This is a genomic window from Paenibacillus cremeus, from assembly GCF_007786445.1.
Classification (GTDB): domain Bacteria; phylum Bacillota; class Bacilli; order Paenibacillales; family NBRC-103111; genus Paenibacillus_G; species Paenibacillus_G cremeus.
This window is the reverse complement of sequence record NZ_VNJI01000002.1, coordinates 175,579-190,448: the sequence shown is the minus strand read 5'-3', so window position 1 is coordinate 190,448 and position 14,870 is coordinate 175,579. Positions and strand designations below refer to the sequence as shown.

11 protein-coding genes are annotated in these 14,870 nt (G+C 49.3%); 2 read left to right on the top strand and 9 right to left on the bottom strand.

Annotated features, from left to right (window positions below; genetic code table 11):
- Positions 1-149 precede the first annotated feature (149 nt).
- The 7 genes from FPZ49_RS02860 to FPZ49_RS02830 all read right to left on the bottom strand — a co-directional run bounded on the left by FPZ49_RS02860 (position 150) and on the right by FPZ49_RS02830 (position 9,303).
- On the bottom strand, positions 150-2,882 hold the full coding sequence (locus FPZ49_RS02860) for an S-layer homology domain-containing protein (protein ID WP_144842970.1): 2,733 nt from the start codon (positions 2,880-2,882) through the stop codon (positions 150-152).
- A 49-nt stretch (positions 2,883-2,931) separates the two neighbouring features.
- The gene (locus tag FPZ49_RS02855; protein WP_144842968.1) at positions 2,932-3,510 is read right to left on the bottom strand and encodes a GerMN domain-containing protein; all 579 of its coding nucleotides are present in this window, start codon (positions 3,508-3,510) and stop codon (positions 2,932-2,934) included.
- Positions 3,511-3,569: 59 nt separating this feature from the next.
- On the bottom strand, positions 3,570-5,051 hold the full coding sequence (locus FPZ49_RS02850) for an N-acetylmuramoyl-L-alanine amidase family protein (RefSeq protein WP_261381217.1): 1,482 nt from the start codon (positions 5,049-5,051) through the stop codon (positions 3,570-3,572).
- A 218-nt stretch (positions 5,052-5,269) separates the two neighbouring features.
- Positions 5,270-6,772: an AAA family ATPase gene (locus FPZ49_RS02845; protein ID WP_144842966.1), complete on the bottom strand. Its 1,503-nt coding sequence runs from the start codon at positions 6,770-6,772 to the stop codon at positions 5,270-5,272.
- Positions 6,765-7,301: a hypothetical protein gene (locus tag FPZ49_RS02840; protein WP_144842964.1), complete on the bottom strand. Its 537-nt coding sequence runs from the start codon at positions 7,299-7,301 to the stop codon at positions 6,765-6,767. The genes FPZ49_RS02845 and FPZ49_RS02840 overlap by 8 nt, the downstream gene beginning before the upstream one ends.
- Before the next feature lie 164 nt (positions 7,302-7,465).
- Positions 7,466-7,969, bottom strand: a complete 504-nt coding sequence (locus FPZ49_RS02835; RefSeq protein ID WP_144842962.1) for a cell wall elongation regulator TseB-like domain-containing protein — start codon at positions 7,967-7,969, stop codon at positions 7,466-7,468.
- Positions 7,970-8,004: 35 nt separating this feature from the next.
- On the bottom strand, positions 8,005-9,303 hold the full coding sequence (locus FPZ49_RS02830; RefSeq protein ID WP_144842960.1) for an amidohydrolase: 1,299 nt from the start codon (positions 9,301-9,303) through the stop codon (positions 8,005-8,007).
- Between the two features lie 250 nt (positions 9,304-9,553).
- On the opposite strand from FPZ49_RS02830, the gene FPZ49_RS02825 reads away from it, so the two are divergent.
- Entirely contained in the window at positions 9,554-10,174 is a 621-nt protein-coding gene (locus tag FPZ49_RS02825; RefSeq protein ID WP_144842958.1) for a DUF47 domain-containing protein, read from the top strand.
- 43 nt (positions 10,175-10,217) lie between these two features.
- Positions 10,218-11,225 (top strand): inorganic phosphate transporter, encoded by a 1,008-nt coding sequence (locus tag FPZ49_RS02820; protein ID WP_144842957.1) that lies wholly within the window; start codon positions 10,218-10,220, stop codon positions 11,223-11,225.
- Positions 11,226-11,282: 57 nt separating this feature from the next.
- Here FPZ49_RS02820 and FPZ49_RS02815 read toward each other — a convergent pair whose 3' ends face one another.
- Positions 11,283-11,906, bottom strand: a complete 624-nt coding sequence (locus FPZ49_RS02815; protein ID WP_144842955.1) for a redox-sensing transcriptional repressor Rex — start codon at positions 11,904-11,906, stop codon at positions 11,283-11,285.
- Positions 11,903-14,761, bottom strand: coding sequence for an ATP-dependent DNA helicase DinG (gene dinG / locus FPZ49_RS02810; RefSeq protein WP_144842953.1), 2,859 nt, complete (start codon positions 14,759-14,761; stop codon positions 11,903-11,905). Before dinG ends, FPZ49_RS02815 begins: the two co-directional genes overlap by 4 nt.
- Positions 14,762-14,870 lie beyond the last annotated feature (109 nt).

Genomic DNA, 14,870 nt, shown 5'->3' with positions numbered 1-14,870 from the left:
ATTACTGTTAGTTTACCGAATTGAAAGAATCGAATCAATCTCTGTAGCTGACAAAATGCGAACTTTTTACGAAAAAAAACCGCCTATGCAGCAGAACTCTACCACATAGACGGTGCTAAGCTAAAAAAAGTTTCAAAAAGAAAGAGAAATTAGTTCTTTTCAATCTCCATAATTTTATCATCCAGCACGTACACATTCACTTCATCGTTCTCAACAAATGTACTTGCGGCGACCGCTTGCGTTCCTTGATGCAGATAAGCCTTGGCATAGAAATTGTATGTCGTCTTGTCTCCCGCCGCCGTTGGCTTCAGCTGCAGCAAATTCAGCACATAATCGTAGGATGCGATTGTCCGCTTGGCTGTCGCAGCTACGTTAATGATCATTTTATCGTTCACATCTTTGCTCACTTCCACCCGATCGTTCACCTTCACCGTCGAAAGGGCGCTTGACGTTGCACCGTTCGCCTTGACGGTAAATTGCTGACCAACTGGCAGCACTTGAACGCCACCTTGGTAGTCCTGGACCGTGATCGTCCCCAGCGTGGCATCAACGGAAGTCACCTTCCCGCGGACCGTCTTCAGCATGACCAACTGCGTGAGCTGCGAGCCGTTAAAGTTGGCTTTGACATAGTCGTCCACTTGAATATCTTCGAAGGCATGTGTGGCTTTGCCTGGATTCACAATCTTGTCGTTGCTGTCAATCAAGAAGGTCAGCTGTGCGCCTGTCTCGTCTTTCACAGTGAGCTGACGAGCACCGCTGTTGACCAAAGTCGTCTTAAACACGCCAATCTTCTTCGACATAATGGACGTTACGAAATCCTGTGAAATGGCTAGACCGACGCTAACCGTATCGCCAACCTTCAAGTCCGCCACGGTGGCTCCCGATCGATTCAGCATATCTACCGCCATGCCAGAGCTTATTTTAAAAGGCAAGCTTTGGCCGCTGGCGGTACGAATCGTGATATCTCCGGTGGCCGTGTTCAGCAAAGCTACGGTGCCATCGATTTGAACCGTGAGTGCCAGCGACACGACCTTATCTTTAGACACCTTCAAATCGACCTTTTTCCCCTTAGAGAACATGCTTGTGAAATTGCTTAGCGGCACGACTGAGTCTGCGAATTTAATCGTGGTCGTGTCGGCCAGCTTATAAGCCGCTACACTGCCATTATCCGCCGTAATCGTCAGAACCTTAGCATCTTGGTCATAGCTGAGAATCGACGCGAACACATACTGCTTGATGGAACGGTTAGTCACCGAAACGCCTACGACTTTGTTATTGAGCAAATCCACCTTCAAATCATCGCCGGCTTCAATATCGTACAAGCTCGCACTCGCAAGCCCGTCAATCGTCACCTGTACGTTATCTGCCACGTAATAAGCGTCCAGTGTTGTCCCGCTGCTCTTGGTAATTGTCATGATCGTCTTATCTTCACTAAGACTGATCAATTTACCTTGTACCGTTTGGCCGTAGTCTGCCTGCTTGCGAACCGCTACGGAGGTCAGCTCACCGTTTTTGACTTCATAGGCAATCGTATCCCCTACACGCACCTTAGTAAAATCAGCTGCCGAACCGTCCGTCATCGTAAACGCGGTACGTGTGCTGACCGTATAGACTTCATTTTGGCCCAAGGATTTTTCGAGTAACGTAATTTGGTTCTTATCTTTGTCAATGCCGAGAATCGTTCCTTCAGCAGATTTACTGATCGGTACTTGCTTCACAATAATTTGTGTAATCTTCTGATCCTTCAGCAGCGAATTTTTCTGCAGAGCAATGGTGCTGCCCGGCGCGATGGAGCCAATGCTGAGGCCGCGGCCGTCCTTATCCGTTACTGCTACATTCGCAGCGATCTCATACAGACGCTTTTGACCGCCTTGCTGCAGCGAAACAATCATTTGATCTAAATACACTTCGTTAAGTGTTCCTTCGTAGGTATCCAGCTTTTGCTGATCATTCGTTAACTCGACGTATACGGCATTCCCTTGATTTTGCACGACGTACACTTCATTCGTCAGCTTTATGCTCGACAGCGGGATGCGGGTGTCGTCTTTGGCATTGTAAATTGGCGTATCCGCAGAAAGCGTATAGTCTTTCGTATCGCCTTGTGCGTTCATGAGACTGATCTTGTTGCCTGTTTGACCCATCAGGTAACCGATCGCAACACGGTCAGAGCGGGTTGTCAGCTCTTTATCCGCGCGACTTAAGAACGTGGCCATTTGCGCACGGGTGACTTTGCCTTTCGGCTGGAACGTGTTACCATCCATCCCTTGGACGATCTTCAGCTGCACCGCAGCGTTCACGTACCCGTTAGCCCATGTGGAGAAGTCCCCCGCGTCACTGAAGGTCGATGCGTTAGCCGCCTGCTGCTTGGCCAGATCCTGCTTACCAATGGCGCGAATGACCAGCTTGGCCACCCATTCCCGAGTAGCTTCGCGTGCTCCCCAAGATGACTTGGCAGCCGTACCGTCCACTTCCTCCGACGGAACAATGATTTGTTTATCAAAGGCATAGGCTATGTATGGCTTGGCATAGTCGCTGACCAATACCGGGAGTACCGTTTCCGCTTTATTTTTCAACGCATCTTGCTCGAGGCCCATCATCCGGATCACCATAATAATGACGTCCTGTTGGGAAACGGAAATTTCCGGACGGAATTCCTTCTTCTCGAAGCCTTGAATAATCCCCAGCGAAGCAAGCTTGGTAATATGTTTAATTGCCCAGTGCTGCGCGCTGACATCGGAGAAGCTCAGTCCGTTGTCGCTCGTCGTGCTGGTCACCGTTGTGTTCCCTAGATCAGCCGCATATACAGGGCTGCTCGCCATAATGGAGACTGCGAGTACCGCGGTTGTCAGCTTGCGGATTTGTTGCTTCTTTTTATTGTTCATGAAATAAATAAGCTCCTCTCAATAATCGTCCGTTGTCATCTTGATGCAGCTAGCTGCGCTTGATCGGATGAAGCAGCTCCATGTGGCCCATCAAGCTGTCGACTTTTTTGCCGTCGAGCAAAATGTCGATGGTTTTCACCTCTGCAAATTGAAACAAGGTTTGCTGGATCGCGGTTAGAAGCATTTCCTCTCCACCGGAGCCGAGTATCGATTCATTCGGCATGGACAGATCTACGGTCAAGTCCCCGTTTTTGATCGCAGCGGATTTGATCGTGAACCCCTTCATCAGCGGCAGCGCCTTCTCATCCTTGCTTACCGTTAAAGCTTGAAGCGCCGCGGCATACTTGTCCGCATCCTGCTTGAAGCTGATCGTAACCTGCTTTTCCACCAGCTTTTCCATCTGGTCATCCCCAAAGTAGGCTTTTACCTGGAGCTGCTTACTCTGTGCTTCCGGTGTTGGAGTTGGTGCAGGCGTTTGCGCGGCTGGAGTACTGACCGAACCGCTTCCTTGGCTGGTTGACGCTTTCGGTGCTTGACCTGCTCCCTGCATGGCTTTTTGCCCGCAGCCGGCAAGCAGCAGCGCGGCGATCGCAGCCGCAGTTAATCCCTTATACCAATGGCTTTGCATCGTTACCCTCTCCTTTGCTGCAACTGATACGAATGTTCATCCGGTACCAGTTGTCACCTTTAGTCGATATTGAGTTGCTTCTTGATGGCGGCGACGAGAGATGCGGCAACTTGATTTTGAAAAGCATCCTGATACATGGCAGCCTCATCGATGTGATTCGTTAAGAATCCGATCTCTAGCAATACGGAAGGCATGGTCGTATTTTTAATCACATAGAATCGGTCCTGCTTCACTTTGCGGTCCGGGAACCCCGTTCCATCGATGAGATACTTGTGCATCAAGGCTGCAAAATCTTGACTTTGCTCGGTATAGTAATACGTCTCCGCTCCACGGGCCGTTTCGCCAGGAGCCGAATTGGCATGAATACTGACAAATAAGTCCGCTCCCGCTTCATTGGCCATCGCAGCCCGATCCGCCAGCTCGATAAAAGTATCGTCCGACCGGGTCATAATCGGCTCAATCATCGGCTCTTTCTGAAGCAGTGCCACTACTTTCTTGCCTAGTGAAAGAACGAAATCTTTCTCGTTGCGCTTTGTGATCGAAATCGCACCTGTATCTTTGCCGCCGTGGCCTGGATCGATCACTACCTTAAATTTGCCTTTACTGGTTGCCGGACTAAGCTTAAGCGTGATCTCCCCCGTCTGCTGCGCATCGGTTAGTTTTAAGTCTGACTTGCGGGGTAAATCTATTACTATTCTAACGATTGAAGGCTCTTTTGAAAATAGAGAATAACGAATCTGCGAGACTTGGTCCGATTTATCGGGCAGAGCCGCTTCGCCTTGGGCGTTCAATTTGGCTGCCATCAGCGGGTCGAGCTTCACATTCGGCAGATCGACAATGATTCGCTCCGGCCCTGACAGCTGAAACGAATTCGGCTTGATCGTAGCCTTGTCGCTTAGCTTGATGCTGACCGTATCGCCTTTTAGCAGAATACCTTGAACAATCGTCGTTGCTGGTGTGACCGGCGGTTGAACAGATGGCTGAGCAGATGTTGACTGGCCTGGTGCTGGCTGTTGATCCGTTGGTTTCTTGTCTCCCGCCGCTGGATCCCCTGCTTTAACCGTTTCTTCCGGTCTGAAGATAGAAGCCGGCTGATCGCTCGCTGCGTCAATGGTATTGTATAAAAATACGGATTTCGTAATCTCATCCCAAGTCACTTTCACTCCAAGCTGCTCGCTGACAAACCGGAGCGGAAGCATCGTATTACCATTGATAATCGATGGCGCCGCTTCCAACGTATAGGACTTGTTATTAACCATCGCGCTGGTTTTATCAATGAACAGCTGAATGCTTGTACTATCCTTATCTACCGTGACCTTCTTCGCTTTCGAATCCCAAGTCACCTTGGAGCCAACCGACTCTGCAATGACCCGTACCGGTACGATGGTCGTGTTGTTCACAATCTGCGGCGCAACCTCCGTAAGCAGCGGCTTGCCATTCATAAACAATTGAATTTGCGGCACAGCGGCAAGAGCGAGTGTAGGCAGCATCAATAACGAAACAAGCAGCAACGTCAACCAAGCAGTAATAACTTTCATCATCGCACCTCATTATGTAAAATTTTAGTGTACTTTATTAAGAATGGCGTGGCGCCATTTTCTGGATCAAAATGTGGCGAAAACAACCAATCTATTAGACTTTATTTCGGACAAAAAGTTGCACATTTTAATAGATTGTGTTGAAATAGCTAGATTTTGCAAGAATATGTGAGGAAAACGCAAAAAAACCGGAGGAATGTCCCCCGGTTTTTCAATACCTTTTATGCAACTCGCTCACCTTGAAGCTGCTTCAGCAAATCACGGAACTGCTCACCGGATAGCACTTCTTCAGCAATTAAGATGGCAAGCGACTGCTCGAATACCGTTCGATATTGCTCCAGCATCACGCGTGTCTTTTCGGTCAGATCCTCCAAAATTTGCGTGTTTTCTTTCATCAGCTCTTCTTTGGTGACCATGTTGCGATCGATAATGCCTAGACCTGTTAAACCTGCATCCATCATCGTGCGAACCATGTTCAATGCTTGTTCAAAATCGTTGCGCGAACCCGTGCTTCGACCGCCGTAGAACATTTCCTCAGCTACGGAGCCGCCTAATGCGATCATGATTTGATGCTCGATTTGTTCCTTCGTATACAAATATTGATCCTGCTGCGGATTGTGACGCACGAAGCCGAGTGCTTGGCCGCGCGGACTTAACGACACTTGCGATACCGAGCCTGGACGAACCAGCTCCGCCGAGATCGCATGGCCCAGCTCATGAAGCGCAACGCGTTCGCGCTCGCCCTTGGTCGATTCGCGATCCGTTTTCTCGCCGAGCATGACCTTATCCACGGCAAGGGACAAATGACGCTGCTCGATCGTCTCAAGCTCTTCACGCATCGCATAGATCGCGGCTTCGTTCATGACGCTCTCCAGCTGTGCCCCGGAAAAATGGAACGTTTCTTGTGCGATAGAATCCAAATTGACGCTCTCGGCCAGCGGCTTATTTTTCGCATGGATGTTCAAGATGTGCATCCGGCCTTTTTTATCCGGCAAATCCACCTCAATATGACGGTCAAATCGGCCTGGACGAAGAAGCGCCGGGTCCAGCATTTCCTTCCGGTTCGTCGCGGCAATAATCAATACACGAGGACTTTCCGATGTATGAATGCCATCCATCTCGGTCAACAGCTGATTCAACGTTTGATCATACTCACGATGCTGTCCACCGTCGCGCTTTCCGCCAATGACATCAATCTCGTCGATAAACACAATCGCACTTTCTTTATTTTCCTTGATCGCACGATTGCGCGCTTCTTTAAACAAATCACGGATTCGGCTGGCGCCTACCCCAACGTACATTTCAACGAACTCACTACCGGATGCCGCCATAAAAACAGAATTCGTATAATGCGCAGCAGCTTTGGCCATCAATGTTTTACCTGTTCCCGGAGGGCCGGTCAGCAATATCCCTTTCAACGGTCTAATCCCCAGACGTTTGATATCCTCATAACGAATCAGGAAGTCCAATGCCTCCTGCAGCTCTCTCTTGGCCCGGTCCTGTCCGCCGATATCATCAAAGGTCAAATAGCTTGGTGCTTTCGCCCGCGATTTGCTGCGATCCGATCCGATGCTGACTCCGTTGCGAGCCCGCGTCATGAAGAAAAACACACCTAAAATTACCGACATAAACACAATCGGAATGATATTCACGCCGACAAAGAACAAAAATGCGATCACTACCGGTACAGCGCCGATTAGAATCTCTTTACCGTATTTACTCATTAGGCCACACCCCCAAGGTCGCTGGTATGCGAGGCAGCATGATATACTTGCTCGATTCACCGTCCGTTAATGTGACATAAACATATTTATCATCCATCTCCGTGGATACTTTAACGCCGGCTCCCGTACTGTCTGCACGCGCCTGCAATGTTTTCGGAATTTGTGCATACTGCTTCGTCTCCATCGCTTGCGCCACATCAAATAAGGCGGATGACCACCATTGCTCCAGCTTAGGGGACGCGCTATTCACGATTTTCAGCTTTAGTTCCTTCTTACCCAGTGTAGAGCTTCCGTCCTTCAAAATCTGGTTATACACTTCGCGCAGATCAGTACCATCTTTGAGCTTCAGCTCCATCACCGCATCGGTACCGCCCAAATCCATTGAAACGAGATCTACACCCGGAATGCTTGCTACAACCTTCTGCATAGGATTCTCCATGGCAACACTACGATATCCAAAATATCCGCCGAACAATAAGAACGCAGATACGGAAACACTTATTAAAACAGGCAAGAGACGTATCTTCATCAGATGTCGTCCCCCTTTCTAGTAGTTAATATATCGCCCATCGCTATATTCATAGTATATCACGGCGTATATACCAAAGCTAATGCAATGAGTGGTAAGACAGCCATGAACTCAACAAAAAAGCCGCGAGCATGACGCTTTCCAGCGCTGCCGCGGCTTTCACTTTATTGAATGGACAGTCTCCAGGTATCGACCGGCTGACCATCTGCAAATCGATAATAGTCGTAATAATACTGCTCCTTGACTTCGCCCTCCGGCAGCTGCTTATAGAACACTTCCCAGACCGCCGTTCCATTCATCATCCCCGGAGTCACTCGAAGAACCTCCGCATCCGGCTGCTTCGCGAGCGTCTGATTTTGCGCTTGCTCCGCCGTAATGCCATTCGACGCCATTTCTGAGCGGACCTCGTCTTGTCCGACCCACACGAGCACCGGCTGACCGATTTTATCCTCGCCTTGAATGACCGTATAAGACTTTTCTCCTACGAATCGATCCACTTTCACAGCCTTCGTAAGAATGGTTTTCTCATAGGCCGACTGAACGGCTTCTCGCTGCGAGCCCCACTCATCGTCCATTACCGTCGTAAACATCCAGCTGGCCAAAATGACTGCCCCGACCAAAATGGCTACGGTTAGCAGCCACACCTTCCATTTGCGCCCTGTTCCCATGAATCTACGGCTCCACCTTTCGTTGCCTCACCGGCTTAGCCTGCGGTTAAACGCTCAAAGCACTGCTGCGCTTCAAACTTCACTTTTTCCTCGTCCATCGTTAAGCATTCGCCCTTCCGGACGACAAATCGTCCGTCAATGCATACATCCGTAACATCTCTTGAGGATGCCGAATAGACCACGTGTGAAATGAGGTTCGTCCGCGGATAAAAATGCGGCTGCTCCATATCCATCGCGATAAAATCAGCCTTCATGCCCGCCTTCAGCATGCCGACATCATTCAGCCAAATCGACTTCGCGCCGTCCAAGGTTCCCATTTTGAGCGCATCCCAAGCGGCGACCGCTACCGGATCTCCTGTTACGCCTTTATGAATTAAGGCCGCCAGACGAATTTCCTCCAGCATGTCCAAGTTGTTGTTGCTTGCCGCGCCATCCGTACCGAGAGAAACCAGGACCCCTGCTTTCAACAGCTCTGGAACACGCGCTACCCCGCTCGCCAGCTTCAAATTGCTGCCAGGGTTATGCGAAACTCTTACATCGTACTGCTTAAGAATCGCAATTTCTTCATCTGTCAAATGAACGGCATGAGCAACCAACGTCGGACGCGAGAACACGCCGAGCTTCTCCAGATGGGCAACCGGACGAAGTCCGTATTGATCCACATTATCCTGTACTTCTCTGGCGGTTTCCGACATATGCGTATGCATAGGAAGATTTAAGTCATGCGCGGCTTGTACGATGCGTTCAATATAATCCGGCGGGCAGGTATAAGGTCCGTGGGGCGACATCATAGCCGTGATCCGTCCATCTGCTTGTCCATGCCAATCTTTTGCGAACTGGATCGCTTCCGCCAATTTGGCGTCCTGCACTTCGCGAGGGCACAATCCGATTACGCCACGTGTCAAGCAAGCGCGAATTCCGCTCTCAACGGAAGCCTCCGCCACTTGATTCATATGATCATACATATCAACAAACGTCGTGGTGCCGCCTTTGATCATCTCAAGCAGAGACAGCATTGTACCGATTCTTACATCGTGGGACGTGAATTTGCCCTCCATCGGCCACATTTTTTCCTGAAGCCAAACTTGGAGTGCCATATCATCTCCATAGCCGCGGAGCAGTGACATGGCCGCATGACCATGCGTATTGACAAAGCCAGGCATATAGAGCTTTCCAGTGCCGTCGATTTTCTCGTCAAATTGTTCTTGCGGCTGCGGCGCTTCTTTACCTAAATATGTAATGCGGCTTCCTTCAACAACCATATATCCTTTTACAATGGGAGTCTGCTCGTCCATCGTAATAAATGTACCATTCGTAATTAACGTTCTTTTCATTTGTGTCACCCGTCCTTTTCAGCTGCAGCATCATAATCTCCACTCTACAATGTACCCTTTCATCATATCAAAAGCAAGCCAAGCACTCGAATTCCACTAGCAGAGATTGTCAATCATTTGAGATTATGAACCCTTTATGAACGGGAGAAACTATGATTGATTCCTCAGAACCGTTGTGTTATTTTTAATTTTGTGTGCTTTTTGGCTTTATTTACATTACATAAAGAGAACCATACTGGGGGGCAAATTGATGTTATTTGCGAAAAAGAATGATACCGACTTTCTGCTGCTGCTCATTAAAGCATCGGAAAATACGCTCGAAGCCGCTCAAGTGTTCCGTAATGCGGTCATGGGCGACCAGCCTCCGGCGACATTTTATCCGCAGCTGAAGGATTTGGAGAATAAAGGCGACCAAATTACGCACCAGATTTTCAAAGGTCTGAACAAAGTGTTTATTACGCCGATTGACCGTGAGGACATTATGGAGCTTGCCTCCAAAGTGGATGATGTAATGGATGGCATTGAAGCGTCCATCGCCCGTTTTGATTATTTGAACATCACAACCACGGATAATTATATGAAGGAATTTTCCGCGGTGATCGTAGCCAGCTGCCAGCATATTCTGGATGCCTTCAAGCTGCTCGCCAAAAAGAAATACATGCAGCTCACCGAGCACACCGTACAAATCAACAGCTTAGAGAATGAAGCGGATCGGCTCATGCGGGAAGGCATCCGTGAAATTTTCACCAATCCAAAGGATCCATACCATGACTTCAAGCTGAAAGAGCTCTATGAGCGTCTGGAGCAAACAACCGATGCATGTGAGGACGTCGCTAATATCCTGGAGAGTGTAGTGTTGAGATATTCTTAAGCGATTGCCCGAAGAACCAACACAGCTTGCCTAGGAGGATCACATGTCTAATATAACCATACTTATTATCATCGTTGCCTTGGCACTGCTATTTGATTTTATTAATGGGTTTCATGACACCGCCAATGCGATTGCAACATCGATCTCAACTCGTGCCATGTCTCCTCGATTTGCAGTGCTATTTGCAGCGGTGCTCAACTTTATAGGAGCCGTCTTCTCTTCCGAAGTCGCCAAAACGGTCGGGGGTAAAGTAGCGAATCCGGCCACCATACCCCACGGCATGGAGATAGTTATCGCTGCACTCCTTACGGCCATTATCTGGAATTTACTCACCTGGTATTACGGCATCCCTTCTTCGTCCTCCCATACATTGATCGGTTCGCTTGCTGGCGCAGTTATTGCAGGGGCTGGATCTAGCGCGCTGAATTGGTCGGGATTCAAAGAAATCGTCATTATTCTGGTGCTTTCGCCGATCGTAGCCTTTGCAACAGGGTTTGTCGTGATGTGGATTATAAAGATGTTGATTATGCTTGGCGGGAATCGATCCCGTACGAAACTGAACCGTCTGTTTCGAACACTTCAAATTTTCTCAGCCGGACTTCTTTCCTTCTCGCATGGCGGTAATGATGCCCAAAAAGCGATGGGAATCATCGTTTTCGCCTTAGTAGCTATGGGCTACCAAACGAATCTGGATGTTCCGATGTGGGTCAAAGTATGCGCCGCTACCGCGATGGGCCTTGGAACGTCGATCGGCGGGATGCGGATCATTAAGACGATGAGTAAGAAATTGATTAAAATCGAGCCGATCAACGGTTTTGCTTCCGATTTGAACTCTTCCATTGTCATTCAAACCTCTACGGCGATGGGGATGCCATTATCGACGACGCACGTAATTTCATCCTCGATCATCGGGACGGGCTCAGTTATGAGGTTCCACGATGTCAAGTGGTCGACTGTTACCAAGATGGTCATGACGTGGATCATTACGATTCCGATCAGTATTGCTCTCTCGTTCTTGATTTACAAAATTATTTTCGTTTTCTCCAGTTAAACGGTGAAGCAAAAAGCCCGAGGCGGTATGAATCGCCTCGGGCTTTCTTATGTCCATTTAATCTAAGTAATAAGCTAAGCTTTGCAGCTCCGCTGTAAAATCAGCGTGATGAACTCGTACCTCACTCGGTACTTTAATAATAATGGGTGCAAAATTCAGAATCGCCTCGACACCGGATTCCACAAACTGATTCGCAACCGCTTGGGCTTCCGCGGCTGGTACGGTAATGATACCGATCCTCACTTTCAGCTCCTGAATGATCGGGCACAACTCGTCCATCGATTTTACTTTCAGGTTATTGATGGATTCACCGATCTTGGTTCCTTGTGCATCAAACACGGCCACAATTTTCATATTATCTTTTAAATAAGCATTATAATTGCAAAGTGCTCGGCCTAAATTCCCTGCACCTACTAGCGCTACGGGAATCACTTTATCGATCTTGAGGATTTGTCTAATTTTTTCGATCAAATAATCGACGTCGTAGCCGATCCCTTTCTTTCCGAACTCGCCGAAATACGCCAAATCCTTGCGGATTTGCGCAGGATTCAGATCCAGCTTCTGACCTAAATCCTGCGACGATACGGTCGTTACATTTTTTTTGCTCAGCTCGTTTAAGAACCGGAGATAAATCGGCAGCCGTCGGACTACGGCCTCAGATATTTTCATCGTCTTCGTCATGCTTCGTTTTCACCCATCCACTGCTTTATTCTTGGCACCAGCTGGCTCGCATTCATGTGCTCGATTTTTGGACCGGGCAGTGAATATAAGAAATACTTACCATAGTTTGTATCAATAACACGGGTATCGTATATAATGACAATCCCTTTGTCCGATGCAGTACGCACCAGTCGCCCGAAGCCCTGCTTGAATCGAATCACGGCTTGCGGCACCGACAGCTTCATAAAAGCATTTTGATTCTGCTTTTTCAGCTTCTCGGTCTTCGCTTCGACCAGCGGGTGATTTGGTGGCTGAAATGGCAGCCTAACAATCGCAAGGCATGTCAGCGCGTCGCCCGGAATGTCGACCCCTTCCCAAAAGCTGCTCGTGCCTAGCAGAACACTGGCAGCGCTGCTTTGGAACAGTCGCGTCAGCTTGCTTCGATTGCTGCTGTCTACACCCTGGCCGAGCACATTAATGCCGAATGGCGCAAGCATCTCCTTCAGCGCAGCGTGCGTATTTTTGAGCATCCGGTTCGAGGTGAACAAGACCAGCATTCGCCCCTTCGTTTCGAGCGCAATTTCCGCCAGCGAAGGCACCAGCTTATCCATAAATTCTTTCTCCCCGCTGGCTCCGCCCCGAAGGGTCGGGAAATCGCGAGGAATCGCCACGAGCGCCTGCTGACGGTAGTTAAACGGAGAAGGCAGCTGCACCGTCTTTAATTTGCCATCCGCTTCTCCAAATTTCAACCCTAGCTGATCACAGGTATAGTCGAACGATTTGCCTACGGATAGCGTTGCCGAAGTCATGACTACGCTGTCCTTAACGTCGAAAAAGTGCTGCTTCAGCATCGCACTTACATCGATCGGAACACAAGTCAGCAGCAGCGAGCGGTTTTTGTTGTATTGTCCCGCTTCCATCCAGTACACGAAATTATCGTCCGGCATCGTCATAAAAAAGTGAAGCGCATCCCGATGACGAGTCAACTCCTTGACAGCTCCGCCCAAATCCGTGACGAGCGTCTGGATATTGTATTCGTCTTGGTACTCTTTCATTTCGTTCATCAGCTTGTCAAGCCGCTTGAGCGCTTCATTGAAGTTGGAGTGCATATTTTCTTCGAGCACAGCCAGCTTATCCCAACCGCCCGGCAGCTCCTCTTTTTTCAACCGGTAAACAAGGGTTCCGACTTCCGATTGGGTTGCATCACTGCTGCGAGTAACGACAAACTGATACAGGAGCTCGGTCAGCTGCTCCCACTCTTCCTTCAGGTTGATCAGCCGCTCCACCACTTGATCGATCACGATTCCCCAAGCCTTCGGACGCTCTTCTTCGAAGATCAGAAGCCGATGCCGCAGGGTTGACAGCTGGCCGGAACGAGCGTCTTTATACAGCCAGTGCAGTGTATTCAACAGGCCGTGGTAATGCAGCTCGATCCCCAAGTGCTTCCCGGCTACGTCTTCAAAATGATGCGCCTCATCGATCACCAGATGCTTGTAAGCCGGCAGAAGCCGATTATCCGCCCTAATATCGGTAAACAGCAGCGAGTGGTTTGTAATTACTACGTCGGCTGTATTCGCATCATGCCGCGCACGGTGATAGAAGCATTTTTTAAACCAGGGGCAGGCGCGGTTAAGACACGAATCCGAATCGCTCTCGACCGAATGCCAGAACTGCTTTCCCTTATTGGCAAAATGCAGCTCCTCATCATCGCCATGCTTCGTCTCGCCCAGCCATACAAGCATTTGACCTGCGGTTACCCGATCGTCGCGGCCATTTTCAAAATCCATAGTACTGATCTTTTGCTCAAATTTGCGTAGGCATAAGTAATGGCTGCGCCCTTTTAAAATTGACGCTTTAAAGCCAATGGGAAACAACGATTGCAAAAGCGGAACATCCCGCTCTCTCAGCTGCTCCTGCAAATTGATCGTATGGGTGCTGACTACGATTTTTTTCTCCTGCTTCATGCCATAATACAGTGCCGGGATCAAGTACCCTAACGACTTGCCGGTTCCCGTTCCCGCTTCGATCATCAGGTGCTGGTCCTTCTCGAAAGCGGTCTCGACGTCTTGCAACATTTGAACCTGCGCTTCTCGTTCCTCATACGCTTCAAACCGCTGCTGCAATAGCTGCTTCAGCTGCTCGTAAAACGCTGAAAACTCCTCCGGGAGCGCCTGAATGTCCTCATCCTCCCGCACCGGCTCCTCGTCGCCCCAATCGTTCACATTGAGTGCAAATTGGCGAAAATAGCGATCCGCATCGGCGTCCAACGGTTGATGAAGCTCTTTGTATAAGCGCATTTCTTGGATGAACCATCCGAAATCGCTCGAGGACTCCTCAAATACCATCTCTAAACGCTGAAGCGTCAGAAGCGGAAGCGTCTGAAAACGTTCTAGGCACCGAAGCCAGATGAGCGCGGTAACCTCCGCATCGCTGTCCGCTTGGTGGGGACGCTCATGCTCAATGCCGAAGGCATGGCACACCATAGACAGCTGCAAGCTGGATAGCCCCGGATACAGCACACGGAGCGCATCCATCGTATCCAACACACGACCGTCAAACGGAAAATACCCATTCTCATCGAGTGCCCGCTGCAAAAAAGACAAATCAAAGGCCACATTATGCGCTACGAGTACCGCATCCTGAAGCAGTGGTACCATCTCGGCCGCAACGACATCCATGGTAGGAGCGTCTTTGACCATCTCGTCATCGATTCCGGTCAACGCAGTAATAGAAGAAGGTATACTCAGCCCCGGGTTGACGAGTGAAGTATACCTATCTGTAATGGTCTGATCATTTATTATAAAGAGCCCGACTTGGATCACTCGATCCACCGCCGTGCTCCCTGTCGTTTCAAAATCCAAAACCGCGAATTTCATTGGTGCTCAAGTCATCCCTTCGTTCCACTCTCCACATAAGCATACCAATACTAGAGGGAAAAGGGAATAGCAAACTTATCCTTGGTGCCTTGGTGCTGCAGCGAAACCG

Coding starts and splice junctions, on each gene's coding strand:
- FPZ49_RS02860 (WP_144842970.1), bottom strand. CDS start 2,882: ATGAACAATAAAAAGAAGCAACAAATCCGCAAGCTGACAACCGCGGTA.
- FPZ49_RS02855 (WP_144842968.1), bottom strand. CDS start 3,510: ATGCAAAGCCATTGGTATAAGGGATTAACTGCGGCTGCGATCGCCGCG.
- FPZ49_RS02850 (WP_261381217.1), bottom strand. CDS start 5,051: ATGATGAAAGTTATTACTGCTTGGTTGACGTTGCTGCTTGTTTCGTTA.
- FPZ49_RS02845 (WP_144842966.1), bottom strand. CDS start 6,772: ATGAGTAAATACGGTAAAGAGATTCTAATCGGCGCTGTACCGGTAGTG.
- FPZ49_RS02840 (WP_144842964.1), bottom strand. CDS start 7,301: ATGAAGATACGTCTCTTGCCTGTTTTAATAAGTGTTTCCGTATCTGCG.
- FPZ49_RS02835 (WP_144842962.1), bottom strand. CDS start 7,969: ATGGGAACAGGGCGCAAATGGAAGGTGTGGCTGCTAACCGTAGCCATT.
- FPZ49_RS02830 (WP_144842960.1), bottom strand. CDS start 9,303: ATGAAAAGAACGTTAATTACGAATGGTACATTTATTACGATGGACGAG.
- FPZ49_RS02825 (WP_144842958.1), top strand. CDS start 9,554: ATGTTATTTGCGAAAAAGAATGATACCGACTTTCTGCTGCTGCTCATT.
- FPZ49_RS02820 (WP_144842957.1), top strand. CDS start 10,218: ATGTCTAATATAACCATACTTATTATCATCGTTGCCTTGGCACTGCTA.
- FPZ49_RS02815 (WP_144842955.1), bottom strand. CDS start 11,906: ATGACGAAGACGATGAAAATATCTGAGGCCGTAGTCCGACGGCTGCCG.
- dinG (WP_144842953.1), bottom strand. CDS start 14,761: ATGAAATTCGCGGTTTTGGATTTTGAAACGACAGGGAGCACGGCGGTG.